At 70.2% G+C, this 26,805-nt stretch carries 25 protein-coding genes; 16 read left to right on the plus strand and 9 right to left on the minus strand.

Annotated features, from left to right (window positions below; translation table 11 throughout):
• Genes OG453_RS37470 through OG453_RS37520 form a run of 11 tightly spaced genes read left to right on the plus strand, consistent with a single transcriptional unit; the run spans position 1 to position 11,652 of the window.
• On the plus strand, positions 1 to 1,260 hold the full coding sequence (locus OG453_RS37470) for a glycosyltransferase (RefSeq protein WP_266873273.1): 1,260 nt from the start codon (positions 1 to 3) through the stop codon (positions 1,258 to 1,260).
• Positions 1,261 to 2,505, plus strand: a complete 1,245-nt coding sequence (locus OG453_RS37475; RefSeq protein ID WP_266872995.1) for a class I SAM-dependent methyltransferase — start codon at positions 1,261 to 1,263, stop codon at positions 2,503 to 2,505. It begins immediately after the preceding gene.
• Complete coding sequence (locus tag OG453_RS37480; RefSeq protein WP_266872996.1) at positions 2,502 to 3,296, plus strand: glucose-1-phosphate cytidylyltransferase; 795 nt, start codon at positions 2,502 to 2,504, stop codon at positions 3,294 to 3,296. Before OG453_RS37475 ends, OG453_RS37480 begins: the two co-directional genes overlap by 4 nt.
• Positions 3,293 to 3,985, plus strand: coding sequence for a PIG-L deacetylase family protein (locus tag OG453_RS37485; protein ID WP_266872997.1), 693 nt, complete (start codon positions 3,293 to 3,295; stop codon positions 3,983 to 3,985). The genes OG453_RS37480 and OG453_RS37485 overlap by 4 nt, the downstream gene beginning before the upstream one ends.
• Positions 3,986 to 3,988: 3 nt before the next feature.
• Entirely contained in the window at positions 3,989 to 5,023 is a 1,035-nt protein-coding gene (locus OG453_RS37490) for an NAD(P)-dependent oxidoreductase (protein WP_266872998.1), read from the plus strand.
• Positions 5,011 to 6,294: a DUF4910 domain-containing protein gene (locus OG453_RS37495; protein ID WP_266872999.1), complete on the plus strand. Its 1,284-nt coding sequence runs from the start codon at positions 5,011 to 5,013 to the stop codon at positions 6,292 to 6,294. Before OG453_RS37490 ends, OG453_RS37495 begins: the two co-directional genes overlap by 13 nt.
• A gap of 5 nt (positions 6,295 to 6,299) precedes the next feature.
• Positions 6,300 to 7,592, plus strand: coding sequence for a hypothetical protein (locus tag OG453_RS37500; protein WP_266873000.1), 1,293 nt, complete (start codon positions 6,300 to 6,302; stop codon positions 7,590 to 7,592).
• The gene (locus OG453_RS37505; protein ID WP_266873001.1) at positions 7,589 to 8,536 is read left to right on the plus strand and encodes a glycosyltransferase family 2 protein; all 948 of its coding nucleotides are present in this window, start codon (positions 7,589 to 7,591) and stop codon (positions 8,534 to 8,536) included. Before OG453_RS37500 ends, OG453_RS37505 begins: the two co-directional genes overlap by 4 nt.
• Positions 8,533 to 9,756: a polysaccharide pyruvyl transferase family protein gene (locus OG453_RS37510; RefSeq protein WP_266873002.1), complete on the plus strand. Its 1,224-nt coding sequence runs from the start codon at positions 8,533 to 8,535 to the stop codon at positions 9,754 to 9,756. Before OG453_RS37505 ends, OG453_RS37510 begins: the two co-directional genes overlap by 4 nt.
• Entirely contained in the window at positions 9,753 to 10,316 is a 564-nt protein-coding gene (rfbC, locus tag OG453_RS37515; RefSeq protein ID WP_266873003.1) for a dTDP-4-dehydrorhamnose 3,5-epimerase, read from the plus strand. Before OG453_RS37510 ends, rfbC begins: the two co-directional genes overlap by 4 nt.
• 7 nt (positions 10,317 to 10,323) lie before the next feature.
• A complete protein-coding gene (locus OG453_RS37520; protein ID WP_266873004.1) occupies positions 10,324 to 11,652 on the plus strand; it encodes a glutamate-1-semialdehyde 2,1-aminomutase in 1,329 nt (442 codons plus the stop codon).
• Positions 11,653 to 11,671: 19 nt separating this feature from the next.
• Here OG453_RS37520 and OG453_RS37525 read toward each other — a convergent pair whose 3' ends face one another.
• The 4 genes from OG453_RS37525 to OG453_RS37540 all read right to left on the minus strand — a co-directional run bounded on the left by OG453_RS37525 (position 11,672) and on the right by OG453_RS37540 (position 16,108).
• A complete protein-coding gene (locus tag OG453_RS37525) occupies positions 11,672 to 12,310 on the minus strand; it encodes a phosphatase PAP2 family protein (RefSeq protein ID WP_266873274.1) in 639 nt (212 codons plus the stop codon).
• 287 nt (positions 12,311 to 12,597) lie between these two features.
• Positions 12,598 to 13,638: a ComEC/Rec2 family competence protein gene (locus OG453_RS37530; RefSeq protein WP_266873005.1), complete on the minus strand. Its 1,041-nt coding sequence runs from the start codon at positions 13,636 to 13,638 to the stop codon at positions 12,598 to 12,600.
• Positions 13,638 to 14,933: a hypothetical protein gene (locus OG453_RS37535; RefSeq protein ID WP_266873006.1), complete on the minus strand. Its 1,296-nt coding sequence runs from the start codon at positions 14,931 to 14,933 to the stop codon at positions 13,638 to 13,640. Before OG453_RS37535 ends, OG453_RS37530 begins: the two co-directional genes overlap by 1 nt.
• Entirely contained in the window at positions 14,930 to 16,108 is a 1,179-nt protein-coding gene (locus OG453_RS37540; RefSeq protein ID WP_266873007.1) for a caspase family protein, read from the minus strand. The genes OG453_RS37535 and OG453_RS37540 overlap by 4 nt, the downstream gene beginning before the upstream one ends.
• Positions 16,109 to 16,196: 88 nt before the next feature.
• Between OG453_RS37540 and OG453_RS37545 the strand changes: the two genes are divergently transcribed.
• From OG453_RS37545 to OG453_RS37560, 4 genes are all read left to right on the plus strand, one after another.
• Positions 16,197 to 17,282, plus strand: a complete 1,086-nt coding sequence (locus OG453_RS37545) for a DUF2235 domain-containing protein (RefSeq protein WP_266873008.1) — start codon at positions 16,197 to 16,199, stop codon at positions 17,280 to 17,282.
• 152 nt (positions 17,283 to 17,434) lie between these two features.
• Positions 17,435 to 17,770 carry a hypothetical protein gene (locus OG453_RS37550; protein ID WP_266873009.1) on the plus strand — a complete coding sequence of 112 codons (336 nt, stop codon included), beginning with the start codon at positions 17,435 to 17,437 and terminating at the stop codon, positions 17,768 to 17,770.
• A gap of 234 nt (positions 17,771 to 18,004) precedes the next feature.
• The gene (locus OG453_RS37555) at positions 18,005 to 18,934 is read left to right on the plus strand and encodes an endo-beta-N-acetylglucosaminidase H (protein ID WP_266873010.1); all 930 of its coding nucleotides are present in this window, start codon (positions 18,005 to 18,007) and stop codon (positions 18,932 to 18,934) included.
• Positions 18,935 to 19,117: 183 nt separating this feature from the next.
• Positions 19,118 to 20,431, plus strand: coding sequence for a cytochrome P450 (locus OG453_RS37560; RefSeq protein ID WP_266873011.1), 1,314 nt, complete (start codon positions 19,118 to 19,120; stop codon positions 20,429 to 20,431).
• A gap of 6 nt (positions 20,432 to 20,437) precedes the next feature.
• On the opposite strand, the gene OG453_RS37565 is transcribed toward OG453_RS37560, so the two are convergent.
• Positions 20,438 to 21,400 carry a LysR family transcriptional regulator gene (locus tag OG453_RS37565; RefSeq protein ID WP_266873012.1) on the minus strand — a complete coding sequence of 321 codons (963 nt, stop codon included), beginning with the start codon at positions 21,398 to 21,400 and terminating at the stop codon, positions 20,438 to 20,440.
• A gap of 101 nt (positions 21,401 to 21,501) precedes the next feature.
• Between OG453_RS37565 and OG453_RS37570 the strand changes: the two genes are divergently transcribed.
• Entirely contained in the window at positions 21,502 to 22,722 is a 1,221-nt protein-coding gene (locus OG453_RS37570; protein ID WP_266873013.1) for a M6 family metalloprotease domain-containing protein, read from the plus strand.
• 126 nt (positions 22,723 to 22,848) lie between these two features.
• Here the strand turns inward: OG453_RS37570 and OG453_RS37575 are convergent, their stop codons facing one another.
• The 4 genes from OG453_RS37575 to OG453_RS37590 are packed head-to-tail and all read right to left on the minus strand — an operon-like array spanning position 22,849 to position 26,805.
• Entirely contained in the window at positions 22,849 to 23,832 is a 984-nt protein-coding gene (locus OG453_RS37575) for an ABC transporter ATP-binding protein (protein ID WP_266873014.1), read from the minus strand.
• Positions 23,829 to 24,869, minus strand: a complete 1,041-nt coding sequence (locus OG453_RS37580) for an ABC transporter ATP-binding protein (protein WP_266873015.1) — start codon at positions 24,867 to 24,869, stop codon at positions 23,829 to 23,831. The genes OG453_RS37575 and OG453_RS37580 overlap by 4 nt, the downstream gene beginning before the upstream one ends.
• Positions 24,869 to 25,855 (minus strand): ABC transporter permease, encoded by a 987-nt coding sequence (locus OG453_RS37585; RefSeq protein ID WP_266873016.1) that lies wholly within the window; start codon positions 25,853 to 25,855, stop codon positions 24,869 to 24,871. Before OG453_RS37585 ends, OG453_RS37580 begins: the two co-directional genes overlap by 1 nt.
• The gene (locus tag OG453_RS37590; RefSeq protein ID WP_266873017.1) at positions 25,852 to 26,805 is read right to left on the minus strand and encodes an ABC transporter permease; all 954 of its coding nucleotides are present in this window, start codon (positions 26,803 to 26,805) and stop codon (positions 25,852 to 25,854) included. Before OG453_RS37590 ends, OG453_RS37585 begins: the two co-directional genes overlap by 4 nt.

A 26,805-nucleotide genomic window follows, 5' to 3' on the forward strand; every position in this document is an offset into this window, starting at 1 on the left:
ATGCATGTTCTCGTGGTGCACAACCGCTACTCCTCGGCACAGCCGAGCGGGGAGAACGTCGTCGTCGACCAGGAAGTGGGGCTGCTGCGCGCGGCCGGCCACCGGGTCGAGCTGTTCGAGCGCCGCAGCGACGACATCGCGGGACGGTCACTCGCCGGCAAGGCCGCGGTGCCGCTCCTCGTGCCGTGGAACCCCGCGGTGCGCAAGGAGCTCGCCGCCCGACTGCGCGCCGCACGCCCTGACGTGGTGCACATCCACAACGTCTTCCCGCTCCTGTCGCCCGCGGTCCTCGCCGCCTGCGCCGACGCCGGCGTACCCGCCGTCGCCACGCTGCACAACTACACCCAGGTCTGCTTGCCCGGCACCCTGCACAGGGATGGGAGGGCGTGTACCGAGTGCGTCGGGTCGAAGGCCTCGCTGCCCGCGGTCCGGCACGGCTGCTACCGCAACTCCCGCCTCGCGACGGTGCCGCTCGCGGTCAGCCTGACGGTCAACCGGCGGCGGTGGTGGTCCGGCGTGGAGCGGTTCTTCTGTATCTCCGCGGCGCAGCGCGACGTCCTGGTGCGGTCCGGCATGCCGGCCGAACTGCTCGCGGTGAAGCACAACTTCGTACACGATCCCGGCGCCCGCCGAACGGGCGCCGGCGAGCATGTGCTCTTCCTCGGCCGGCTCGCGGAGGCCAAAGGCGTACGGCTGCTCATGGCCGCGTGGGACGAGCTGGCCGCGGCCGGCGGTGTGGGCGTGCCGCTGGTGCTCGCCGGCGCGGGGCCACTGGAGCGGGAGGTGACCGCCTGGGCGGCGGACCGGGACGACGTGCGTTACGTCGGTCTGCTCGACCCGGATCAGTGCCGGCAGGCCCTCGCGCGGTCGGTCGCAGTGGTGGCTCCCTCCACGGCCCTGGAGACGTTCGGCCTGGTGGTCGCGGAGGCAATGGCGGCGGGAGTCCCGGCCGTCGCCGCCGGTCACGGCGCCTTCGTCGAACTCGTCGAGGACGGGGTGACCGGTCTCCTGCACCGGCCGGGGGAGCCCGCCTCGCTCGCTTCCTGCCTGCGCAGGGTCACGACCGAGCAGGACCGCAACCAGGAGATGGGGCGGGCGGCCCGGCGCCGTTACGAGCAGGGCTTCAGCCCGGCCGTCGGGCTCGAGCGCCTGGTGGAGGGTTACCGCACCGCGATCGCGGGTCGGACGGAATCAACGGGTCGGACGGAATCAACGGGGCGGATGGAACCAATGGGGGACGGAATCAATGGGGGGCAGTAAATGACACGATGCCGACTCTGCGGCTCGGCGACGCTGGCGAGCGTGGTCGATCTCGGGGCGACGCCACCGTGCGAGAGCTTTCTCGCCGCGGACCAACTGGACCTGCCGGAGCCCGCGTTCCCGCTGCACCTGCGGGTCTGCACCGACTGCTGGCTCGCGCAGATCCCGCCGCTGATCACGCCGGAGGAGACGTTCAAGGAGTACGCGTACTTCTCCTCGTACTCGACCTCTTGGGTGGAGCACGCGCGTACGTTCGTCGCCGACGCCGTACAGCGGGTGGGCCTCGACACCGAAGGCTCCGACGCCTTCGTGGTCGAGGTGGCGAGCAACGACGGCTACCTGCTCAGGCACGTGGTGGACAAGGGGATCCGCTGCCTGGGCATCGAACCGTCGGTGAACGTCGGCGCCGCGGCGCGCGACGCGGGTGTGCCCACGCTCACGGAGTTCCTGAGTCCGGACATCGGGTCGGCCGTCCGCGCCGAGCACGGCCCGGCGGACCTGGTCGTGGCCAACAACGTGTACGCGCACATCCCCGACGTCGTCGGCTTCACCCAGGGGCTGCGCGCCCTGGTCGCCGACGACGGCTGGGTCTCCATCGAGGTGCAGCATCTGCTGACCTTGATCGAGGAGAACCAGTACGACACGATCTACCACGAGCACTTCCAGTACTACACGGTCGCGTCCGCGATCCGGGCCCTCGCGAGCGGCGGACTCGCCCTCGTGGACGTCGAGTTGCTGCCCACGCACGGCGGCTCCATCCGGCTGTGGGCCCGGCCGACCGAGGTGGCCGGAGAGCCGAGCCGGCAGGTGGCCGACGTACTGGCCCGCGAAAAGGCCGCCGGACTGGGGGAGTTGACCGGGTACGCCGAGTTCTCCGCCCGCGTCGCCAAGGTGCGCAGGGACCTCCTGCGCTTCCTCATCGAGGCGGCCGAGCGCGGCGAGACGGTCGTCGGCTACGGCGCCCCGGGCAAGGGCAACACCCTGCTCAACCACTGCGGCATCCGGCCCGACCTGCTCAAGTACACGGTCGACCGCAACCCCTACAAGCACGGCAGGTTCACCCCGGGCACCCGCATCCCGATCCTGCCGCCCGAGCAGATAGCCGCCGACAAGCCGGACTACGTCCTCGTCCTCCCGTGGAACCTGCGCGCCGAACTGACCGAGCAGTTGTCCTTCGTGCACGACTGGGGCGGCCGCCTCGTCTTTCCCATCCCGGAACTGAGCATTGTCGAGGTCAAGCCATGAAGGTCGTCCTGTTCTGCGGCGGTTACGGGATGCGGATGCGCGACGGCGCCGCCGACGACGTGCCCAAGCCGATGGCGATGGTCGGCCCGCGACCCCTGATCTGGCATGTCATGCGCTACTACGCGCACTTCGGGCACACGGAGTTCATCCTGTGCCTCGGATACGGCGCCCACCACATCAAGAACTTCTTCCTCACCTACGAGGAGACGACGTCCAACGACTTCGTACTGCGCGGCGGGCGGACCGAGTTGCTGTCCACGGACATCTCGGACTGGACGATCACGTTCGCGCAGACCGGCATCGAGTCACCGATCGGCGAACGCCTTCGCCGGGTGCGACACCACCTGGACGGCGAGGAGATGTTCCTCGCCAACTACGCCGACGTGCTCACCGACGCCCCTCTCGACGAGATGATCGAGAAGTTCGCGTTGCGCGACGCCGGTGCGTCGATGATGGTGGTGCCGCCGCAGTCCTCGTTCCACTGTGTGGACCTGGGTGAGGACGGCCTGGTGGGAGGCATCACCGCCGTGAGTGAACTGCCGCTGTGGGAGAACGGCGGCTACTTCGTACTCCGCCAGGAGGTCTTCGACCACATACCGGAGAACGGCGATCTGGTCGCCGACGGCTGCGCCCAACTCGCCAAGCAGGGACGGTTGGTGGCGCACCAGCACCGTGGCTTCTGGAAGCCGACCGACACCGTGAAGGAGCGGGCCGCGCTGGATGCCGCCTACGCCCGGGGCGACCGCCCGTGGGTCGTGTGGGAACGGGACGGCGCGGGGGTGAGCACGTGATCCGGCTCGATGCCGGGCGCCTGGACCGGATCGTCGCCGTGGGCGCGCACTGCGACGACATCGCCATCGGCGCCGGCGGCACGCTCCTCGGGCTGTGCCTCGCGCGGCCGGGAATCCGCGTCGACGCCCTGGTGCTCTCCGGCGGCGGCAGCGAGCGCGAGCAGGAGGAGCGGGCCGCGCTCACCGCCTTCTGCCCGGGCGCCGATCTGCGCCTCACCGTGCTCAAGCTGCCGGACGGCCGGATGCCCGTGCACTGGGACGAGGCCAAGGCCGCGGTCGAGGAACTGCGCGGGCAGACCGAGCCTGATCTGATCCTGGCCCCGCGCACCGACGACGCGCACCAGGACCACCGCGGCCTGGCGCAGCTGATACCCACCGCGTTCCGCGACCACCTCGTTCTCGGCTACGAGATCGTCAAGTGGGACGGCGATCTCGGCCGTCCGGCGGCGTACCAGCCGCTGTCGCAGGAGATCGCCGAAGAGAAGGTGCGGCTGCTGCAGGAGCACTACCCCTCGCAGCGGCACCGCCCCTGGTACGACCGCGAGGCCTTCCTCGGTCTCGCACGGATCCGCGGCATCGAATGCCACGCCCGCTACGCCGAGGCGTTCGCCGTCACCAAACTCACGCTCGACCTGGGCACGTCCCATCTGGGCCCTTCCCATCTGGGCACTTTCCAACTGGGGGAATGAACCTTGCGCGTACTGCTCACCGGACACCAGGGCTACCTGGGCACCGTCATGGCCCCGGTCCTCATCGCCGCCGGGCACGAGGTCATCGGCCTCGACGCCGGCCTCTTCGCCGACTGCATCCTCGGCCCGCCGCCCGTAGAACTGAAGGGGCACCGGGTGGACTTGCGCGACGTCACGGCCGACCACGTGGCCGGGGTGGACGCCGTGATCCACCTGGCGGCGCTCTCCAACGACCCGCTGGGATCGCTGGCACCCGAGCTCACCTACGACATCAACCACCACGCGTCCGTACGCCTCGCCCGCCTGGCCCGCGACGCAGGAGCGCGGCGCTTCCTGTACGCGTCGACGTGCTCCGTCTACGGCGCCGCGGGCGACGCCGACTTGTCGAACTTGGTCGCCGAGGACGCCCCGCTGCGCCCGGTGACGCCGTACGCGGAGTCCAAGGTGCGGGTGGAGGACGACCTGCACCCGCTGGCCGACGGCGACTTCAGCCCGGTGTTCATGCGCAACGCCACGGCCTTCGGCTACTCGCCCCGGCTGCGCGCCGACATCGTCCTGAACAACCTGGTGGGCCACGCGCTCCTGTCCGGCGAGGTGTTGGTGCTCTCCGACGGCACCCCCTGGCGCCCGCTGGTGCACGCCGCCGACATCGCACGCGCCTTCGCGGCCGCGCTGACCGCGCCGCGCGAAGCGGTGCACGACCGGGCGTTCAACATCGGCAGCGAGACCAACAACGTCACGGTCGCCGAGATCGCCGAGCAGGTCGCCGATGCGGTGCCGGGATCGAAGGTGGTGATCACCGGGGAGACCGGTGCCGATCCCCGCTCGTACCGGGTGGACTTCTCCCGGTTCCGCGCCGCGATACCCGGCTTCGACTGCGAGTGGACGGTGAAGCGGGGAGCGCTCGAACTCGCCGACGCCTACCGGAACTTCGGACTGACCCGGGAGGACTTCGAGCGACGCTTCACCCGCCTCGCCGTGCTGCGCGCGGCGTCCGAGGCGGGCACCGTCGACGACACCCTGCGGTGGCGCCGATGACCACGGCGGGGGAGGAGATGCACGCCCTGGTGGAGCGGCTGTACCCGCTCTGCCGGAGCATCACCGGCGACGGTGTCCGCGCCACCCTGGACATCGTCGGTGAGTACATCCCCCTCCAGACGCACGAGGTGCCGACCGGGACGCAGGTGCTCGACTGGACGGTGCCGCAGGAGTGGAACATCCGGGACGCGTACGTCGCCGACACCGCCGGCAACCGGGTCGTCGACTTCGCCAAGTCCAGCCTGCACGTGCTCGGCTACAGCGTTCCGGTGTCGGCGACCATGCCCCTGTCCGAGCTCCGCGGACACCTGCACACCCTGCCGGAGCACCCCAACTGGGTGCCGTACCGCACCAGTTACTACAAGCCGGAATGGGGATTCTGCCTGGCCCAGGAGACCTTGGACGCGCTCCCGGACGGCGACTACGAGGTGCGGATCGACTCCACGCTCGCGGACGGCCACCTCACGTACGCCGAGCACGTGGTCCCCGGACAGGTCCCCGACGAGGTGATCGTCTCCTGTCACGTCTGCCACCCGTCGCTGGCCAACGACAACCTGGCCGGCGTCGGGGTGGCGACGTTCCTGGCGCGGGCGCTGGCGGAGCAGACGCCGTACTACACCTACCGGTTCATCTTCGCGCCCGGCACCATCGGGGCGATCACGTGGCTGGCCCGCAACGCGGAGCGGGTGGAGCGGGTCAAGCACGGCCTTGTGCTGGCCTGCGCGGGTGACCGGGGCCAACTGACGTACAAGAAGAGCAGACGCGGCGACGCGGAGATCGACCGGGTGATGCGGCATGTGCTGGCGGCCTCCGAACGCCCGCACCGTGTCGCCGAGTTCACTCCGTACGGCTACGACGAGAGGCAGTACTGCTCGCCCGGATTCAATCTCGGCGTGGGCTCGCTCACCCGGACCCCGTACGCGAGCTATCCCGAGTACCACACCTCGGCGGACAACCTGGACTTCGTCTCCCCGGAGGCCATGGCCGACACCCTCTCCGTCTGCCGCGAGGCGTTCACCGTCCTCGACCGCAACCGGCGCTACCTCAACCTCAGCCCTTACGGCGAACCGCAGTTGGGCCGCCGTGGGCTGTACGACGCGCTCGGCGGCCGCAGCGACACCAAGCAGGCCCAAATGGCCATGCTCTGGGTGCTCAACCTCTCCGACGGCGAGCACAGTCTCCTTGACGTCGCCGAGCGGTCCGGGCTGCCGTTCGACACCGTCGCCGACGCGGCCGGAGCCCTGGGCGCCGCCGGGCTGATCAAGGCCTGAGGCAGATGACCACCGAGAAGACGACGGCAGCGGGCGGATCCGCCAAGCGGGCGCTCGTCGGCCGGCTGTCCTGGGGCCTCGCCGACCAGGCGGCCTCCAGCATGAGCAACTTCGTGGTGGGCATCTACGTGGCCCGCTCGCTGGGGGTGACCGCGTTCGGCGTGTTCAGCCTCGCCTGGGTGACCTACGGCGTGGTGCTCAACGTCTCCCGCGGCCTTGCCACCGACCCGCTCGTGGTGCGCTTCAGCGGCGTGCCGGACTGGTCCTGGCGCGCGGCGGTGGCCCGGTCGTCGGGAACCGCGCTCGGCGTCGGTGCCGCCCTCGGCGCGGCGTCTCTGGTGGTCGGCCTCGCGCTCGGTGGCCGCGTGGGCTCCGCGTTCGCCTGCCTCGGCGTCGTACTGCCGGGGCTGCTGCTGCAGGACTCCTGGCGGTTCGCGTTCTTCGCCGCCGGCAAGGGGCGGAAGGCGTTCGTCAACGACCTCGTGTGGTGCGTCGCGCTCGTCCCGGCCATGGTGGTGGCGGCCCGCGTGGGCAGCGTGGAGGCCTTCGTGCTCGCCTGGGGCGCCTCCGCCGCGGTGGCCGCGGTGTACGGCTGCTTCCAGTCCGGCATCCGGCCCCGGTTGACCGGCGCGCGCGAGTGGCTTCGCGAGCACCGGGACCTCGGCTACCGGTACCTCGTCGAGAACGTCAGCAACAGCGGCGCGAGCCAGCTGCGGGCGTACGGGCTCGGCGCGATCGTCGGGGTCGGCGCGGTGGGCGTGATCCGGGGAGCGGAGCTCCTGCTCGGCCCGTTCATGGCTGTGCTGATGGGTCTTTCCCTGGTCACCGTCGCGGAGGCGGCACGGGTGCTGAGGCGGGCCCCGCACCGCCTCGGCGCGTTCTGCCTCCTCCTCGGCGGCGGGCAGGCCGTCGCCGCGCTGCTCTGGGGCGGGGCGCTGCTCCTCGTGCCGGACGCGGGCGGCGAGTTCGTGCTCGGCGGCGTCTGGAACTCCGCGTCGGAGCTCATCGTGCCGGTCACGCTCGGCGTCGCGGGCGCGGGACTCGGCACCGGCGCCGCGGCCGGCCTTCGCGCGCTCGGCGCGGCCCGGCGCAGCCTGCGCAGCCAGCTGATCGCCTCCGCCTGCTACGTCACCGGCGGGCTCGGCGGCGCTGCCGCGGCCGGCACGCTCGGCTCGGCCTGGGGCGTCGCCGCCGCGACCGTCTGCGGCTCGGCCGTGTGGTGGCTGCAGCTGCGGACCGCCCTGCGCGAGCACGGGTGCAGCCACCAGAACCCCATCCCCGAAGTGAGGACGTCATGACCGCCCAACCCCGGCTGAGCATCGGCCTGCCCGTGTACAACGGCGAGGAGTACCTCGCCGAGTCGCTCGACGCCCTGCTCGGCCAGACCTACGAGGACTTCGAGCTGGTCATCTCCGACAACGCCTCGACCGACGGAACCCAGGACATCTGCCGCAAGTACGCCGAGCGGGACTCGCGTATCCGCTACATCCGGCTGACCCGGAACATCGGCGCCGCGCCGAACCACAACTACGTGTTCACCGAGTGCCACGGCGAACTCTTCAAGTGGGCCTCGCACGACGACCTGTACGCCCGTGACCTGCTGCGCCGCTGCGTCGAGGCCCTGGACGAGCGGCCCGACGTGATCCTCGCCCACGCCGACCAGGCGGTCATCGACGAGGACGGCCAGGTGAAGGTCCCGTACGAGTACACGCTCGCCACCGACTCGCCGCGCGCGCCCGAACGCTTCCGCAGCATGCTCTTCGAGCCCGGCGGCGACGACTTCTACGGCGTGCTGCGGGCCGACGTGCTGCGCCGGGTGAAGCCGCACGACAGCTACCACCACGCGGACCGCACGTTCGTCGCCGAGATCGGCCTGCACGGGCCCTTCCACCAGGTGCCGGAGCTGCTGTACTTCCGCCGCGACCACCCCACCCGCGCCGAGCGGGCGAACCCGTCGAAGCGATCCCGGTGCGTCAACCTCGACCCGCGCAGGGCGGGCCCGCTGCACCCGACGCCCCGGCTGCTCGCCGAGTACGTCGCGGGATTCGCGTCGGCGATCCGGCGGGCACCGCTGTCTTCTGCCGACCGGCGCGCGTGCTACCGCCACCTGGCCGCCTGGATGACAAGCCGGGCCCGGCCGGGCGCCGGCGAGCGGGTCGAGGACCGCGCCCCGGTCAACCCGGCCAAGCTGACCGTCTCGGTCGACGCCCTCGTGGCAGGACGTGAGGGGCGGGGAGCATGAAGTCCCATACACGGGTGGGGGTGTTCGGCCTCCTCGGCTCCGGCAACCTCGGCAACGACGGGTCACTCGAAGCCGTGCTCGGGTACCTCCGCGCCGAGCACCCGGACGCGGCCGTGGACGCGCTGTGCGGCGGACCCGAGGCCGTCACGTCCCGGTACGGGATCCCCGCGACGCGGCTGCACTGGTACCGCGGGGAGTACCGGACCGCGTCACGTGCGGGCGCGATCGCGGGCAAGGGTCTGGGCAAGTTCGTCGACGCCGTCCGCACCGCCGCCTGGGTGCGCCGGCATGACGTGGTGATCGTGCCGGGGATGGGCGTCCTGGAGGCCACGCTGCCGCTGCGGCCGTGGGGCTTCCCGTACGCGCTGTTCCTGCTCTGCGCGAGTGGCCGGCTCCTTCGTACCCGGGTCGCGCTGGTCGGCGTCGGCGCCGCCCCGATCGGCGACCGGCCGACCCGGGCCCTGGTGCGCCGGTCGGCGCGCCTTGCTGCGTACCGCTCGTACCGGGACGCCCAATCCCGCGACGCGATGCGGGAGATGGGCGTGGACACCACGCGCGACGAGGTCTACCCGGACCTCGCCTTCGCCCTGCCGACACCCTCGGCGAGCGTGCCCGCAGGCCCGCCGGGCGGCCCGGTCTGCGTAGGCGTCATGGACTTCCACGGCGGCAACGACGACCGCGCCAGGGCCGCGGAGATCCACCGGAGCTACCTCGACGGGACAACTCGCTTCGTCCGCACACTGGTTGAGGAGGGCAGGCCGGTCCGGCTGCTCACCGGCGACGCGTGCGACGCGCCGGTGGTAGCCGCGATCCTCGACGCGGTGGACTCGCCGCTGGTCACGGCTGCCGAAGTGACCTCCCTTGCCGACCTGATGAAGGAGACCGCGGCTGCCGACACCGTGGTGGCGACCCGCTACCACAACCTGATCTGCGCGCTGAAGGCCGGCACACCGACGCTCGCACTCAGCTATGCGGCGAAGAGCGACGCGCTCATGGACCGGATGGGCCTCGGTGCGTACTGCCACCCGGCCCGCGAGGTCGACACCGACCGGCTCCTTGAGCAGTTCCGGGCGCTGGAGAAGCGATCGGCGGAGGTACGGCGGACCCTTGCCGAACGCAACGCGGTCGCCGCCCGGCAACTCAAGGATCAGTTCGCCGAGTTGACCGCGGCCCTGTTCCCGGCGACCGACCACGCCCACGCCCTACGGGAGGCCCCATGAAGGCGACCGAAGTCCCGGCGATCGCCGGCGCGTACCTGTTCCAGCCGACCCCGTACGCCGACGAACGCGGCTTCTTCTGCCGCACCTTCGACGCCGATGTGGTCCGCTCGGTGGGCCTCGACCCGGACGCCTTCATCCAGGACAGCGTGTCCCGCTCCGTACGGGGCGTGCTGCGCGGCCTGCACCTGCGCTCCGGCGCCGGCGAGGCCAAGCTGGTGCGGTGCTCGTACGGGAGGATCTTCGACGTCGTCGTGGACCTGCGCCCGGACTCGCCGACGTATCGCAACGCGGCCTCCTTCGACCTCTCCGACGAGACGCAGGCGACCCTCTACATCCCGGCGGGCTGCGCGCACGGCTTCCAGGCGCTGACCGAGACCGCCGACACCTCGTACCGGATCGACCGCCCGCACGACCCGGCCGAGGACGTGACGATCGCCTTCGACGACCCGGAGCTCGCCATCGGCTGGCCGCTGCCGGTCACGTCGATGTCCGAGCGGGACCGGCAGGCGCAGAGTCTCGCCGAGGCCTTGAAGCACCTTCTGCAGCAGAAAGAGAGCTGAAGTCAGCGTGGACACTGAGGAGTTCCGCCTGCCCCGGTCGCGGGAGGCGAACGAGCGGCTGCACGCCATGATCCCCGGAGGCGCGCACACCTACGCCAAGGGAGACGACCAGTACCCGGAAGACCTGGCCCCGGTGATCAGCCACGGCCACGGTGCCCACGTTTGGGACGTCGACGGCAACCGCTACATCGAGTACGGGTCAGGGCTGCGGTCGGTCAGCCTGGGCCACGCCCACCCACGGGTGCTCGAGGCGGTGCGGCGGGAAATCGACCGCGGCAGCAACTTCGTCCGGCCGTCCATCGTGGAGGTCGAGGCCGCGGAACGCTTCCTGGCCACGGTGCCGACCGCCGAGATGGTGAAGTTCACGAAGAACGGCTCCGACGCCACCACCGCCGCGGTACGCCTCGCCCGAGCCGTCACCGGGCGCCCACGGGTGGCCATCTGCGCCGACCACCCCTTCTTCTCCACCGATGACTGGTTCATCGGTACGACGCCGATGTCGGCCGGCATTCCGGCGGCGACCACCGAACTCACGGTGTCCTTCCCATACGGGGACCTGCCCGCCACGGAGGAGCTCCTGACCCGCTACCGGGACGAGGTCGCCTGCCTGATCCTCGAACCCGCCACCACCCACTCGGAGCCCCCGCCCGGGTATCTCGAAGGCCTCCGCAAACTGGCGGACCGCCACGGCTGCGTACTGATCTTCGACGAGATGATCACCGGCTTCCGCTGGTCCGAGGCGGGCGCCCAGGGTCTGTACGGAGTCGTCCCCGACCTCTCCACGTTCGGCAAGGCGCTGGGCAACGGGTTCGCCGTGTCCGCCCTTGCCGGACGCCGCGACCTGATGGAGCGGGGCGGGCTGCGCCACTCACGCGACCGGGTGTTCCTTCTCTCCACCACGCACGGCGCGGAAACGCACTCCCTGGCAGCCGCGATGGCCGTGCAGACCACCTACATCGAGGAGGGCATCACCGCGCAACTGCACGCCCTCGGCGAGCGGTTGGCGGCCGGTGTCCACGAGGCCGCGTCCGGCCATGGTGTCGGCGACCACATCGTCGTCCGGGGCCGGGCCAGCAACCTGGTCTTCGCCACCCTCGACGAGAACGGGCAGCCGTCGCAGCAGTACCGCACCCTGTTCCTGCGCCAACTCCTCGCGGGCGGGGTCCTGGCCCCGTCGTTCGTGGTGAGCAGCGCGCTCGACGACGCCGACATCGACCGCACCGTCGATGTGGTGGCCCAGGCGTGTGCGGTGTACCGGAAGGCAGTGGACGCGGCCGACCCCACGCCCTGGCTGGCGGGGCGACCGGTGAAGCCGGTATTCCGCCGCCTGGCGTGACGTGACGTCAGCGGCGCTGCTATCGCCGATGGTCGGCGATCCGGTCGACCAGCCACGCGGTCGCAGGGACCACCGAAAGTGCGGTGCACCAGCCGCCGAGGACGTCGGTCGGGTAGTGCGCGCTCAGGGCGACCTGCGCCCAGCCCATGGCGGCGCCGGCGACCAGCGCCGCGGCGAGCACGAGCAACGTGCCGGCCGCCCTGCCGAGGCCTAACCGGCGGGTTGCGAGCAACGCCACCATGAGGGCGAGCGCGGTGAAGAAGGCGGTGTGCCCGCTCGGGTAGGAGAGGTTGCCTTCGCCGTGGATGGTGCGTCCCACCAGGTGCTTGAGCAGCGTCGCCGCCCCCACGGCCAGCCCGGCACCGGCAACGATGAACACCGCCGCCCGAGGACGCCGAAGCAGCAGGCAGCCCGCCACGGCGACGACGACCAGCGTCGCCGCTCCGGCGGGCTCTCCCAGGAAGTCAATGGCCAGAGCGACGCGCCGCCAGGGCGGCCGCACACTGTCCGCCGTCGGCGAGACGAGCCACCTGTCGACCCTGCCGGGCTCGCTGTGGCCGGCGTACAAGACCCCGAGGGCGACGACCACGAGGGCGGCGAGGGCCGCGATCGGCCAGAGCCACGCGCGCGGCGACGACGGAGGTCGGCCGACTTCCAGCTCCACTCCGGCCAGGCGATCCAACGCGAGCCCCCCTCGTCGTGTCCGACCCACCCTCTTCTACGAGCCTAAGGCGGCCGCGGCCCGGAGGGGGCAGAACTCCCTCCGGGCCACCGACTTGAGGCTCTGGAAGAACAGACAGCGCACCGGCTGCCCGGTTCACCGCATATCGGCAGGGCGGCCGGGGCCCTCGAAGGGGAAGCGTCGGCCGAGTTGTCCATGCCGTGGACCGCACAGCCGTGGCGACCACCGTTCACCCGCACCGCGTGCGGCGCCCCGGCCGGCGGTCAGAACTCCACGGTGACAAAGCCGTCCTCGTCAGCCGGTGCGGGTGCCAGCACGCGGTAGCCGAACTCCTGCTTCAGGCTGCCGAGGTCCCAGTTCGCCGCCCGCCCCCGGTAGTTGAAGACGAGATCCTTGGTCGCCCCGCCGTTCTTCAGGATCCGGGCGATGGCGATGTCGTCCGGATGACCGTGGATCTTTCCATTGGTGGAGATCAGGTAGCGCCCGCAGTCGAGGAGACCGAGGAGCTCGTTCGAGATGTTCTTGGAGCTGCCGTGGTGGGCGACCTTCAGGGCGTCGATGCGCAGGCGCCCGCCCTCGTCCTCGGCGCGTGGCCGGATCGAGGCCACCAGACGCGGGTCGTCGGCGTCGCCGGTGAAGACGATCCGGGTGCCCTCGAACTCGAACAGCAGGCCGATGCTGGTCGGGTTCGTCGGGGAACCGTCCCGCTTGAACGGCGCGGCGGCCAGCTCGTCGACGTCGATCACGCCGAAGTGTTCGATGCCGGGCACCTCCTCCCGCTCCATGGGGTCCACGCCCGGGATCAGCCCGGCCTGCCGGCACTTCGCCGTCCACGTGGGAATCAGCGACTCCAACAGAGTGCGGTCCGGCGCGAGCACCTCCATCGTGGATCCGTCGTCGAACCAGGTCAGCGGATGGCCCACTTCGATGCTGCGGCCCTCGAAGGCCTTGTTCCAGGGGAGCTGTTGGGTGATGAGCGCGGTGGTGAGCTTCTCCCCGTCCACCGCGCCGAAGATCTCGCGGTCGTGAAGATGGTCGAAGCCGTTGAACCACACGTCCCCGAACTCGACCGGCCGGTCGGGGTCTTCGAGCATCGCCAGTACGCCGAGAATGTGGTCCTGGTCGACATGGGTCACCACGAGCACGTCGATCGGGCCGTCCAGTTCGGCGAGCAGCGGCTTGATCCGCTCATAGGTGCCGTGCCGTCCGCCGTCGAAGAGGATCCTCCGGGTGAAGTCGTCGTCACCGTATTCGAGGAGCAGGCAGTCGCCGTCCTCCGCGGGCAGCATCCTGAGCCGTATCATCACGCACTCCCTTGCCGCAGGTCGAGAATCAGGAACGGCTCGCGCATATCGGCCAGCCAGGACAGCCGGCGAGCCTGGTCGAGGCGTTCTCCGCACTCGGGGTCGTCGGGGAAGGCGGAGAGCCCCTCGACGAGCCAGACAAGACCGAGCGTGTAGAACGGGATGCCGCGGTCGAAGGCCTCGATCAGCCCCTTCCGGGCCCCCTCCCTGTCCGGCGAGGCGCGACGCAGCTGCCGCACCGCCCGCAGGATCGCCCCGTCGCTGAGCCAGCGGAAGGAGCCGGCGAGCCGCTCCAGCCACGGGTCCCAGTACGCCTCGCCCGTCGAGTGGTCGGTACCGATGAGGACGTAGGCGCCGGCCGCCGCCGCGAGCGGGTTCTGGAACTTGGAGTTGAGCATCGCCCCGACATCGGTGAAGAGCTGGGCCGCCATGTCCAGGGCTCCCTGGGCCATGTACGCGAGCCCCGCGCCGACCGCCGGATCGCGGACGGCCACGGAGGCCGCGCTGCCGGTCGGGCTCTGCCGCAGATTGACCAGGACCTCGACCTCGCTCGTGCCCCAGGGCAGCGGGAGGGTGACAAGACGTACGGATCCGGCGGCCTCCACGACCAGGAACTGCCGCGTGCCGGGGGACTCGCCATGGGCTCCGACAGGTCCGTTCGGACCGAAGCGGTAGAGCGGTGTGACCGCATCGCCGCGCACGTCGGGCGCCCGCAGGACGTGGGGCTCGCCCTGGGCGACCAGTTGGGCAACCGGGCGATCCGGCGGGTTCTCCGCCAGCGCAAGCATCGACGCGAAGGTACAGCTCGTGGGCGCGGCGTCACCGACCCAGGTGGCCAGCCCGGTCAGGGCTACGGCCGCCTCGGGAGTGGCATCGTCCGCCACGGTGGCGGTTGCGGCGGGGGCGACCATGGACCGTGAGGCGACCGACTCGGCGAGCGGGGCCTCGGAGGAACTGTGGTAGACCCGGCCCGGCTCGATGTTGCCCATGAGGTACTGCCAGGAGTGCGTCTCGTACGGCGAGTCCGTCATGTGGAACTCCACCGAAGTCTCCTCGCCCTCCACCGCCACGGCATTCTCCGTCAGCACAAGACCGGACGGCAGGGTTGCCGACACGACATAGCGGCCGGGCGCCACCGAGTACCGCCTGGGCTGGGGCGGGCTCCCGCAGGGGATCAGGATGTTGCGCCGGTTCTTGACTTCGAGGTCGGCCGAGTAGATGTCACCGACGATCACCGAGTCGTTGGACTCTCCCGCGGAGGAGAGGAAGAGCCTGACCGCGAGTGTGGCGCTCATGGCCTGGCCAATCCGATGCGGAACAACGGTGGGCGGGCATCGAGTCGGTCCTCGCGTACGTCTTCGAGGCCGAGGACGGCCTCGACCTCGTAACGGCCGAACGGCAGGGACAGGGCCCACTCGCGGATGTCGGGCTCTTCGCCGGGGTCGGGCGGCGGGCGTCGCCGCTCCTCTTGTCCATCGCGTCGGCAGATGAATTCGGCGAGCGCGTTGTCCTCCTTGGGCCGGCACCCGATGTACACGGGGACGACCGGGTCGCGCCGCAACTCGTGGAAGTCGAAGTCGAACGACTCGGCGCTGACCGGTGTCGCGGCGCTCGTGAGGGTGCCCGCGAAGGAAGGCTCTTTCATGAAGCGGGTGATCGCGTGCTTCAGAGTGTCGATGGTCACCCGCCACACGCGGTCTTCGGTGTTCTCGCTCCCGGCGCCGTCGAAGCTCCGCAGCAGCGCACTGGTGAACAGACTGACTTCGTCGGCGCGCGCGAAGGACTCCTCACCGTGCAGGGTCCCGTAGATGGCGGCGTGTTCGCGTGGGAGGAAGCCGTCGGGCCGTGTGTTCCCGGAGATCGGGACCTGTCCGAGGTTGTCCGTGCCCACCACCCTGACGAGTCTGTCGGAGCCGGCCCGGCAGGCGTCGACGAAGAAGACCTGCTGGGCGGCCTTGCAGCTGCCGAGTCCCCGCCGCAGCGCCTCGAAGTGCAGTGCGCCGTTCAGCGGGCTGTTCAGGTCTGCGAATATGTCCGCCGCCAGCAGAGACGTGTCGACCCCGAGCGAGACACCGTGGCCACAGAAGTAGAAGACCAGCCGGGCCTGGTCGTGGTCGCCCCGGATCTTCCACTCCTTGACGGCGGCCACGATGTTGTCGATGGTTGCCGCTTCCACAACGTGCGGCTCCCCGTCCCGCGAGTTGATGAATGGGCCGGGATCCGCCTCGCTCAGCAGGAGTGCCAGGCTTCCCAGCGGCCTACCCGTGTCGTGGTACTCGTCGATCATCCACGTGGCGAACTTGCGCGCCGAGAGGGGCGGCGAGGACAGCTGCCGCATCCCCACGGCACCCGGATGGTCCGTCGGCGACGGGCCGCCGTCCAGATGCGTGTACGCCCCGACCCCGATGACGAGCGCGTGAGTGGACGCGGGCCCCGCGTTCTCGTCCAGGTGCACCGTGAAAGCGGCCATGGGACCTCCTGAGACGCACCGGCAGACCGGTGGGAGGTTTGCTCCTATTATAGAAATGAATACGGGCAACTGTCCCTCGGAGACCGTTATGGTCAAGAACATCGTGATGTGCCTGGACGGTACGGGCAATCAGCTCAAGGCTCGCGGCAATACCAATGTCGTCAAGCTCTACGAGATGCTCGACCTCCGCGACCCCACCGCACAGATCGCCTACTACGACCCCGGCGTCGGCACCTTCTCCGCCGCCGGTGCCTGGTCGCTCCCGGCCCGCAAGCTCTCCAAGCTCTTCGGGCTCGCCTTCGGCTCCGGACTCAAGGCCAATCTCGCCGAGGCCTATACGTATCTGATGCACCATTACGAACCCGGAGACCGGATCTACCTCTTCGGCTTCAGCCGGGGCGCATACACCGCCCGCGCCCTCGCGGGGCTGCTCAAGTCCGTCGGCCTGCTCCGCCCCGGCTCGGAGAACCTCGTCCCGTACGCCGTCGCCGTCTACGCCAAGAACCGGACCTTCAGCAACGACGACTGGAAGCAACTGCACGCATTCGCCGACGCGTTCAGCAGGAAAGTGGACGAACGGACGGGCATCCCTGTCCATTTCATGGGGCTGTGGGACTCGGTGAAGGCCGCCGGACTGCTGCGCTGGAACCTGCGCTGGCTCTTCACCCGGCGGATCCCCAACGTCGGCCGGGTCCGCCACGCCGTCTCCATCGACGAGAAGCGCCGACCGTACGAGGAGTACCTCGTCTTCCCCCCGGAGGAACCGGGGCCGGGCCCGCTGATCGAGGAGGTCTGGTTCGCCGGAGTCCACTCCGACGTGGGCGGCACCTTCGAGGGCGACGCCCCGAAGCAGCCGGAAGACGACCCGAAGCTGTCCACGGTCGCCCTCAAATGGATCGTGGACGGTGCCCTCGACTCCGGCCTGCTGCTCAAGGACAGGGCGTACGCGAAGCACGTCACGCTCGGCCCCGCTCACGCGCTCGGCACGGTGCACCGCATGGGCGCCGTCTGGGCCCTGCTCACCTACCGGCGCCGCCGCGTCCCCGACGGTGCCCAGGTACACGAGAGCGTACGGCTGCGCATCGAATCCAATGGCGCATACGGGAAGCGGATCCCGGCCAGTGTCGGCTGGGCGGACAAGGATTGGCTGTCCCCGCACCCGGGCGCCGGCTGACGGGATCAAACCGCGTAGAGCGCAAGGCAGTTCGAGTTGCAGCCATCCCGGCGCGGACGGACGACGGAAAGGAGTTGCGGCCCACGGCGGGGTCCCGGTCCTGCGCGGTTCCAAAGAGTCTCACCCGCTGGCGGCGGTTCGGTTCCCCAGTGATGGCGTTCGCCGCTGGTGCGACCTCCGGATTCAGCGGCACGTCCGGACCCCTCAAGGGGCTTGCGGTCCGCGGCCTTGCCCTGGATCGCCTCCACCTCGTCGGCGCGCTTTCCATGGCCTCGCTCGTCGGGGATGTCACGAAGACCGCCGTCTGGACGGATGCCGCGCTCCTTACGGGCGGGGACTATCTCGTCGCCTTGGCGTGTCTGCCGCTGATGTTCTTCGCGACGTTTCTCGGCAGGCGCTTCAACACCAGAATCGGCGAGCGTGGATACACAGGCCTGTTCTGGACCGTCATGGCGGGCTACACCGGGCGCCTGTTGGCCGGTCTGTAAGGGCGAGTTGACACCGACTTGCCATCAGCTTCCTGTCGTTGAGGTAGATGTCCGGCTGGTCCGTGCACGTCACTTTGTCACCGGTACTGCGTCACACGGCGGCGTGCGCAGGAGTCGTAAAGAGTTTGCGCATGATTCTTGGGATTCGGTCACGGGGGAGGAAAACTCGGAGGGCTCACTCGGCGCTTTCGAACAGGTCGGGCGCCGACCCATGCGATGGGAGACCGATCAACGATGTTCACTCTGGTACGGAGCAGAGTGCGGACGGCCGCGCTCGCGCTAGCGGCGGTCGCCGCCCTCGCCTTCGGCACGACCGCGACGACCGGCGCAGCAGCGGCCCCTGCTCCCGCTCCCGCCCCCACGAAACAGGGGCCGACCTCGGTGGCGTACGTCGAGGTGAACAACAACAGCATGCTGAACGTCGGCAAGTACACCCTCGCCAACGGCGGCGACAACGTCTTCGACGTCGCCGTGATCTTCGCGGCGAACATCAACTACGACGCCGGCAAGAAGGAGGCATATCTGCACTTCAACGAGAACGTGCAGCGCGTCCTCGACAACGCGGACACGGAGATAAGGCCGTTGCAGCAGAAGGGCATCAAGGTCGTCCTCTCGGTGCTCGGCAACCACCAGGGCGCGGGCTTCGCCAACTTCCCGTCCCAGCAAGCGGCTTCGGCGTTCGCGAAGCAGATGTCGGACACCGTGACCAAGTACGGTCTCGACGGCATCGACTTCGACGACGAGTACGCCGAGTACGGCAACAACGGCACCGGCCAGCCCAACGACAGCTCCTTCGTGCACCTGGTGACGGCGCTGCGCGCGAACATGCCGGACAAGATCATCAGCCTCTACAACATCGGCCCGGCCGCGTCGCGCCTCTCCTACGGCGGCGTCGACGTCTCGTCCAAGTTCGACTACGCCTGGAACCCGTACTACGGCACCTGGCAGGTCCCCGAGATCTCACTGCCCAAGTCGAAGCTGTCGCCGGCGGCCGTCGAGATCGGCCGGACCTCGCAGAGCACGACCGCCGACCTCGCCCGCCGCACCGTCAGCGAGGGGTACGGCGTCTATCTGACGTACAACCTCGACGGCTCCGACCGCAGCGCCGATGTCTCCGCGTTCACCAGGGAGTTGTACGGCAGTGACGCCGTCTACGCTCCGTAGGGCGATCGCACGCCCCAGTGCGGGGCGGCGCTCCCTCGGAACTCGCCGCATTCCGTAGGACCGCGATCCGTGCAGGCCGCGCCTTCGACAACGATGTCGGGGGCGCGGTGTGTGGGGGTGGGGGGCAGTTGAGGCCCCTCGGGCTGACCCGAGGGGGAAAGACCTGCGACAGGAGGCACCGTTTTGCGTATCCCTGGACCCGAGCACCAGGAGGACGGCGGGCTGAGCGCCATCGCGGCTGCGGGCGGGCTGCACCGGCATCAATTACGCCTGCACGAGGCGTACGGGCCCGTCGTGCGCTTCCAACTGCCGGGCGCGGGCACGGCGGTGTCGGTCGCCGACCCCGTGCTTCTGGAGGCCACGGCGCACATCGACAAGCGGCCCGAGGAGCTGTTCGCGTTCCTGGACCCGCTGTGCGAGGCGGGCAACCTGCAAGTGCTGCCCGCCGACGAGCACACACCCTGGCGCCGACTGCTGCTCTCGGTGCTCGCCGGACGGCCGGCTCACGAGTGGCACTTCGCGCGCTTCAACGAGCTGGCGGGGGAACTCGCGGACCGCTGGGCCGGGCAGGCCGACGGCGAACCCGTAGAACTGCAGAAGGAGTTGACCGCGCTGTCGCTCCGCATGATCTGCGGGTTCGCGCTCGGTGGCGCGGAAACCGACACGGACCGCGTGGTCGCCGCGTTCGAGGAGGTGCTCACCGAACACCTCGGGCGGCTCTACCAGGTACCGCGGCCCGACCCGCGCTCGGCGCAGCGGGCCGAGGAGGCCCTCGTACATCTGCGCGCGACGGTCGACCGCGTGGTGGCGGCGCATCGTCCGGGCGGCCGCACCGACCGCAGCGACCTGATCGGGGCGCTCGTCGAGGCCGGTGAGAGCCCGGCGCGGATCCGGGACACCGTGATGGTGACGCTGCTCGCCGCCCACCACACCACGGGCGTCGCCGTCTCATGGACGCTGCACCTGCTGGGTCGCCATCCCGAGGCGGCCGATCGCGTCACCGCCGAACTGGACCAGGTGCTGGGCGAGCGCGCCACGCCCGATTACGGTGATCTGCGGCGGCTCACTTATCTCGACATGGTGCTCAAGGAGTCGATGCGCCTGTTCCCGCCCGGTCCGTACGGCGCACGTGAGACCACCGAGGACCTGGTTCTTGGCCCGTACGAGATCCCGGCCGGGACGACGGTGTTCTATCCGTTCTGGGCGGTGCACCTGAACCCCGAGCACTGGCCCGACCCGGAGCGGTTCGACCCCGAGCGTTTCACGCCGCAGGAGGTGGCCAAGCGGCCGCGGCTCGCGTACGTCCCCTTCGGGATCGGGCCACGCAGCTGCGAGGGCGCCGCCTTGGCCACGGTCGAGGCCCAGCTCGTCCTGGCCGTCCTCCTCAAGCGCCTGCGCTTCCGGCCCGCGCCGGGGCACGAAGTGACGCCGGTGGAGCGGTTCGTGCTGTGGGCACGGGACGGGATCCGGATGACGGTGCGGCTGCGGGACCTCTAGGGCGCTTCAGATGACACTGCGGTCCTCCGGATTCAGGTCGCGCCAGCGGGCGTACGCGGGGCTGTCCGGGCAGGCCGCCAGATAGCCGTCGACGACTCGGCGCAGGATCTCGGTGCCGCGGGGCGCCAGCGGGCCGTCGTGGCGCCAGGCCAGAATGTGGCGGTACCACAAGGGATTTGCGGCCAGGGGGCGGACCACGACGCCAGGTACCTCGATGAACGTGGCCTGGCAGAGGCTGACGGCCAGGCCCGCCCGTACGATCTCGATCAGTTGCCGCCCCTCCGCCTCGTAGGGTGCGGACGGGGCGCGGCCGGTCACGGCGCAGAGGGAGGCCCAGTACTCGCGGGTCCGGTCGCCGTCGGGCCGCGGGACCGCCCAGTCCTCCGCCAGGAGGTCGGCCAGGGAGACCTCGTCCTGCGCGGCGAGCGGGTGGGCCGCCGGCAGCAGGGCGAAGACCGGCTCGGTGACGATCGTGTGGAGTGCCACGCCCTCGCGTCGTGGCAGCTTCTGGTCGGGGTGGTCGCCGAGCACCGCTGCCTCGAGGCGGCCCGCGGCGAGGTCGTCGAGCAGGGCGACGGGGGAGTACTGGCAGCGTGAGGTCAGGTCGGCTTCGGGCAGCAACACCCCGACGGCCAGGAGGAGGTGGCCGAGCAGCGGGGCGCCGACCGAACCCACCCGGATCCGTTCCGACCCCGATCTGCGGCGGGCGGCGCGGGCCGTGTCGGCGAGCAGCCCTTCGACGCCCGGCAGGATGGCGCGGGCGCGCGCGATCACCAGCTCGCCGAAGGGCGTGGGGGCGGCGCCGGACTGCCGCCTGTCGAACAAGGCTCCGCCCAACATGGCCTCGATGCGGCGCAGTTGGGCGCTGAGTCCCGGCTGCGTCATGCGGAGCGAGGCGGCGGCGCGGGTGAGGCTCCCCGCCTCGGCGATCGCGCACACCACCCGCAGGTGCCGTATCTCCAGATCCATGGCGCGGATGTTATGGACCGACGACATCTTTCGGACAGGGGCGTGCGTCCGCAGTCTTATGTGAAATGTCACACGCCATTTATTCGGAGACAGGAGACTTCATGAGAGGCAGCGATCACGTGAGACGCCCCTACGCCTCGCCGACCGTCCGGACGGTGCTTCTGCCGTTGCTGTTCGCGGTGTTGGCCCCGCTCCTGCTCGCCGTTCCCCCTTCGGCCGTCGCCGCGACGGCCGCCGAAAGGCCGTCCGCCTGTGCACTGCGCGGCACCACCGGCTGGACGGACGAAGGGCATGACACGGACTACTCCGTGTTCAAGCGCCCGGCGGGCACCATCAAGGTCGCCATGGTCTTCGTGGACTTCCCGGACACGCCCGCGACCGAGTCCCCGGCCGACGACGCGGCACAACTCACGCCGGGCGCGGACTGGTTGCGGAACGCCTCGTACGGCAAGGCGCGGCTCGACATCACCCAGCATCGGCGCTGGGTGAGGATGCCCCACAAGTCCACTGAGTACGGATACGAGCGTGGCCTCTCGCACGAGGAGCACGAGGCGTACGTCAAGGACGCGGTCACGGCGGCCGACCCGGATGTGGACTTCTCGCGGTACGACATGGTCTACGTCGTGGCGACGAAGAACGCGTCGGCGATCTCCTTCACCCCCACCTATGTGTACGAACCGGGGACGGCGGGCGTCGTCGCCGACGGCAACCGCATCAAGTGGGCGGTCACCTTCGGCCAGGACATGTGGCACTGGGGGAAGAAGCTGGTGGCACACGAGACCGGCCACACCTTCGGGCTGCCCGACCTGTACGCCTTCGACACGGGCAGCGACGGCCATCGCTTCGTGGGCGGATGGGACGTGATGGGGCTGATCGGCGGGGCCGGGCCGCAGTACTTCGCCTGGCAGTCCTGGAAGTTGGGGTGGACGGACGACCGTCAGGTCGTGTGCCGGGCATCGGAGGGCAGCGACACCGTACGTCTCACCGCGGTCGAGTACGGGTCCGGCACCAAGATGGCGGTCATCCGCACCGGCCCCACCACCGCGTACGTCGTCGAATCGCGGCGGGGTGTCCAGACGGACAGCGGCGTCTGCTCGACCGGTGCGCTGGTCTACAAGGTCGACTCGTCCGTGGCGACCGGTGAGGGGCCGATCAGGGTCATGGACGCCAAGCCGAGCGCCACGCCCGCGTCGGGCTGCCGACCGTTGGACGACGCCCCGTACTGGGCCGGTGAGTCGTTCACCGACTCCGCCGCGGGCGTCCGGATCGAGGTGCTGAGGGCCGACGGGTACGGCGAGACCGTGCGGATCACCAAGTCGTGATCGCCAAGTCATGAGCGCCAAGTCATAGCGTCCCGGACGCAGTTGTGCCCCGGCTCCTGGAATCCGCCGCCGAGGAGCCGGGGCACAGCCGTGTTCAGTCGCTGCCGCGTTCAGTCGCTGCCGTGTTCAGGCAGCTTCGGGGAAGTGGCACGACACCTGCCGCGCCGTGTCCGGCGCCGTGGTCCGCAGTGACGGTGCCTCGGTGCGGCAGATCTCCTGCGCCTTGGCACACCGTGGGTGGAAGGTGCAGCCGGGAGGCGGGGCGGCCGGGCTCGGCGGGTCGCCGAGCAGGGTGATCCGCTCGCGGGCCCGCTCGGCCGCCGGGTCCGGCAGTGGCACGGCGGACAACAGCGCCCGGGTGTAGGGGTGGGCGGGAGCCGCGTAGACCCGTTCCTTCTCGCCGATCTCGACGATGCGGCCCAGGTACATCACGGCGACCCGGTCGCAGACGCGTTTGACCACGGACAGGTCGTGGGCGATGAAGAGATAGGCGAGGCCGAGTTCGCGCTGGAGCCGTTCCATCAGGTTGACGATCTGGGCCTGGACGGAGACGTCGAGGGCGGAGACCGGTTCGTCGGCGACGACGAGGCGCGGGCTCGTGGCGAGCGAGCGGGCGATGCCGATGCGCTGGGCCTGGCCACCGGAGAACTCGTGCGGATAGCGGTCGATGTGCTCGGGGATGAGCCCCACCAACTCCATCAACTCCACTGCACGCCTGCGGGCGTCCGCCGCCGAACTGCCCTGAACGAGCAGCGGATCGGAGATGATCCGGGCCACCGTCTGGCGGGGGTTGAGGGAGGAGTGCGGGTCCTGGAAGACCATCTGGAGGTCTGTGCGGAGCGGCTTCAGTTCGCGCTGTGACAGGTGGCTGATGTCGCGCCCGTCGTACGTGAGGGATCCTGCGGTGGGTTCCAGGAGCCGGACGATCATGCGGCCGGTGGTGGACTTGCCGCAGCCGGACTCCCCGACCAGGCCCAGCGTCTCGCCCGCCGCCACATCGAAGGTGATGCCGTCGACGGCCCGGACCGGGGCGGAGCGCCGCCTCCCGGGGAATGTCATCGTCAAGTCCCGTACGGACAAAAGAGGTTCGGTGGATGCCAAGAGACTCATGAGGCGACGCCTTCGTGCGCGGGGAAGTGACAGGCGGCTGGATGCCGGGCCGGTCCTTCGAGGAGTGGGAGTTGCGTCTCGCAGCGGGAGCGCGCCCCGGCGGGGACGCCGACGAGCTGGGGGCAGCGGGGTGCGAACGCGCATCCGACGGCCGGGGTGAGCAGGGACGGCGGGCTGCCGGGAATCGCCCGCAGCGGCGCTTCGTCGCTGTCGTCGAGGCGGGGCAGGGAGTCGAGCAGTCCTCGGGTGTAGGGGTGGGCCGGTGTCGCGAACAGGGTGTCCGCATCGGCCTGTTCGACGGCCCGGCCGCCGTACATCACCAGGACATCGTGGGCGACCCGGGCCACCACGCCGAGATCGTGCGTGATCAGGACGACCGCGAGCCCCCGTTCCTGTTGCAGTCGCGCGATCAACTCCAGGATCTGCGCCTGGACCGTGACATCGAGGGCGGTGGTCGGCTCGTCGGCGATGAGCAGCTCCGGCTCGCAGACAAGCGCCATGGCGATCATCACGCGCTGCCGCATGCCGCCGGAGAACTGGTGCGGGTACTCGCCCGCGCGGCGGCGCGGCTCGGGGATGCCGACCTCGGCCAGGGCGTCAACGGCCCGCTCCCGTGCGGTCTTTCGCCGACTGCCGAAGTGCACCCGGTGGTGTTCGGCGATCTGCTCGCCCACCGTGTAGAAGGGGTGCAGGCTGGCGAGCGGGTCCTGGAAGACCATGGCCATCCGCCGGCCGCGCAGCCGGTTCAGCTCGCGCTCGGACCGGCCGACCAGCTCCTGGCCGTCGAGTGCGACCGAGCCGGTGACTTCGGCGCCGGTGTGCAGGCCCATCACCGCCAGGGACGTGACGGACTTGCCCGATCCCGACTCGCCGACGATGCCGAGGGTCTCGCCTCGCCGCACTTCGAAACCGAGGCTGTCCACGGCCCGTACCACACCGCGCGGGGTGCGGAAGGTGACCGTCAAGTCCCGTACGGAGAGCACGGGTTGATCGGATCCGGACGACGACGTGGAGGGCACGGCTTGGGCAGCGCTCATCAGTACCTCACCCGCGGATCGACGACGGCGTACAGCAGATCGACCGCCAGGTTGGCGACGACGATGAAGGTGGCGGCGAGCAGTGTGACGCCGAGGATGACCGGCTGGTCGCCGCTGGACAGCGCACCGTAGAAGAGCCGCCCGATGCCGGGAAGCCCGAAGATGGACTCGGTGATCACCGCGCCCGCGAGCAGCCCGCCCAGGTCCATCCCGAAGAGGGTGAGGATGGGCGTCATCCCGGCCCTCAGGCCGTGCTTGACCACGACCTTGCGGCGCGGAAGACCCTTGGCGCGGGCGGTGCGGATGTACGGCTCCGCCATCGTCTCGATCATCGAACTGCGGCTCTGGCGCGCGTACATGGCCGCATACAGGATGGCCAGGGCCAGCCAGGGCAGGAGCAGGTTCGAGGCCCAGCTGAGCGGGTCGGAGGTCAGCTCCACGTACTTCGGGTAGGGCAGGAGCCCGGCCGTGCGGATCAGCCCGTAGATGAGCATCATCGAGGTGAAGTAGACGGGCAGGGATGCGGCGGCGACCGCGCCGACCATCAGGGTTCGGTCGGTGAGGCTGTCCTTGTGCAGAGCGGCGGTGACGCCCGCGGTCAGGCCGAGGACCAGCCACAGCACCGCTGCGCCGAGGGCGAGCGATGCGGAGACCGGAAGCCGGTCCATCAACAGGTCCCACACGCCTTCGCTGTTCTCGTACGAGTAGCCCAGGCACGGGAAGTCGCAGTGCAGCGCGTACTGTCCTGTGCCCATGGTGCGGCCCGTGAAGATGCCGGTGACGAAGTCCGCGAATTGCCGCCACAGCGGCTGGTCAAGGCCCATGTGCTCGCGGATCGCCGCCAGGCGTTCGGTGCTGCACGACTTGCCGCAGGCGGCGGCCGCCGGGTCGGACGGCAGAACGTAGAAGATGGTGAAGGTGACGGCGGCGACGGCGATCAGGACTCCGATCACCGCGAGCAGCCGGCGCCCGATGTAGACGATCATGTGCGGCTCCCCCTCGGGTCGAGCACGTCCCGCAGCGCGTCGCCGAGCAGGGTGAAGGCGAGCACGGTGAGGAAGAGACAGACGCTGGGGATGACGAAGTACATGGGGTCGGTGTCGTAGAAGGCGACGCTCTCGGCGATCATCTGGCCCCAGGAGGGCGTGGGTGGGCGGACGCCGACGCCGAGGTAGCTCAGGGCCGCCTCGGTGGCGATCATGCCGGGGATGATGAGGGTGGTGTACGCGATGACCGGCCCGGCGACGCCGGGGAGGATGTCACGGGTGAGGATGCGCCAGGATCCTGAACCGCCGACGCGGGCGGCGTCGACGTACTCGCGGTGCTTGAGCGAGAGCGTCTGACCGCGCACCACGCGGGCGATGCCGGGCCAGCCGAAGACCCCGATGACGGTGATCATCAGCACGATCCGGTTCACGTCCCGGGCCACGGACATCATCGCGATCATGAAGATGAGGGAGGGGAAGGACATCGTCAGGTCCATCAGGCGGGAGAGCACCGTGTCGGTGCGCCCGCCGAAGTAGCCGGCGGCGATCCCGGCCGCCGTGCCGGCGACCACGACGATGGCGGTGGCCGTCACGGCGATGAGCAGGGACACCTGGCCGCCGTGCACGACCCGGGCGAACAGGTCGCGCCCTGTGACGGGTTCGACGCCGAGCCAGTGCTCGGCGGAGATGCCGCCGAGCGAGCCGATCGGCTGCCCGCCGAGATAGGGGTCGACGGCGTCCTTGTCGAACTCCTCGGGGGACCAGCCGCCCAGCTTGCTGAGCAGGGGTGCGGCCACCGCCATGATCGCGAAGAGCGCGATCACGACGAGGGAGATGCGCACGGAGACACGGCGGCCGAGCTCCCGGCGGGCGAGCCGCCAGGGGCCGCTGCCCGCCGCAGCGGCCTCGGCGGCCGGTGCGGATGCGGCGGATGTGGAGGTAGTGGTCAT

Origin of the sequence: Streptomyces sp. NBC_01381 (assembly GCF_026340305.1) — a bacterium.
Taxonomy (GTDB): domain Bacteria; phylum Actinomycetota; class Actinomycetes; order Streptomycetales; family Streptomycetaceae; genus Streptomyces.

Bases quoted from the DNA above. Each gene is read 5' to 3' on its own strand.
- OG453_RS37470 (WP_266873273.1), top strand. From the start codon at position 1: ATGCATGTTCTCGTGGTGCACAACCGCTACTCCTCGGCACAGCCGAGC.
- OG453_RS37475 (WP_266872995.1), top strand. From the start codon at position 1,261: ATGACACGATGCCGACTCTGCGGCTCGGCGACGCTGGCGAGCGTGGTC.
- OG453_RS37480 (WP_266872996.1), top strand. From the start codon at position 2,502: ATGAAGGTCGTCCTGTTCTGCGGCGGTTACGGGATGCGGATGCGCGAC.
- OG453_RS37500 (WP_266873000.1), top strand. From the start codon at position 6,300: ATGACCACCGAGAAGACGACGGCAGCGGGCGGATCCGCCAAGCGGGCG.
- OG453_RS37505 (WP_266873001.1), top strand. From the start codon at position 7,589: ATGACCGCCCAACCCCGGCTGAGCATCGGCCTGCCCGTGTACAACGGC.
- OG453_RS37510 (WP_266873002.1), top strand. From the start codon at position 8,533: ATGAAGTCCCATACACGGGTGGGGGTGTTCGGCCTCCTCGGCTCCGGC.
- rfbC (WP_266873003.1), top strand. From the start codon at position 9,753: ATGAAGGCGACCGAAGTCCCGGCGATCGCCGGCGCGTACCTGTTCCAG.
- OG453_RS37530 (WP_266873005.1), bottom strand. From the start codon at position 13,638: ATGATACGGCTCAGGATGCTGCCCGCGGAGGACGGCGACTGCCTGCTC.
- OG453_RS37535 (WP_266873006.1), bottom strand. From the start codon at position 14,933: ATGAGCGCCACACTCGCGGTCAGGCTCTTCCTCTCCTCCGCGGGAGAG.
- OG453_RS37540 (WP_266873007.1), bottom strand. From the start codon at position 16,108: ATGGCCGCTTTCACGGTGCACCTGGACGAGAACGCGGGGCCCGCGTCC.
- OG453_RS37545 (WP_266873008.1), top strand. From the start codon at position 16,197: ATGGTCAAGAACATCGTGATGTGCCTGGACGGTACGGGCAATCAGCTC.
- OG453_RS37550 (WP_266873009.1), top strand. From the start codon at position 17,435: ATGGCGTTCGCCGCTGGTGCGACCTCCGGATTCAGCGGCACGTCCGGA.
- OG453_RS37555 (WP_266873010.1), top strand. From the start codon at position 18,005: ATGTTCACTCTGGTACGGAGCAGAGTGCGGACGGCCGCGCTCGCGCTA.
- OG453_RS37565 (WP_266873012.1), bottom strand. From the start codon at position 21,400: ATGGATCTGGAGATACGGCACCTGCGGGTGGTGTGCGCGATCGCCGAG.
- OG453_RS37570 (WP_266873013.1), top strand. From the start codon at position 21,502: ATGAGAGGCAGCGATCACGTGAGACGCCCCTACGCCTCGCCGACCGTC.
- OG453_RS37575 (WP_266873014.1), bottom strand. From the start codon at position 23,832: ATGAGTCTCTTGGCATCCACCGAACCTCTTTTGTCCGTACGGGACTTG.
- OG453_RS37580 (WP_266873015.1), bottom strand. From the start codon at position 24,869: ATGAGCGCTGCCCAAGCCGTGCCCTCCACGTCGTCGTCCGGATCCGAT.
- OG453_RS37585 (WP_266873016.1), bottom strand. From the start codon at position 25,855: ATGATCGTCTACATCGGGCGCCGGCTGCTCGCGGTGATCGGAGTCCTG.
- OG453_RS37590 (WP_266873017.1), bottom strand. From the start codon at position 26,805: ATGACCACTACCTCCACATCCGCCGCATCCGCACCGGCCGCCGAGGCC.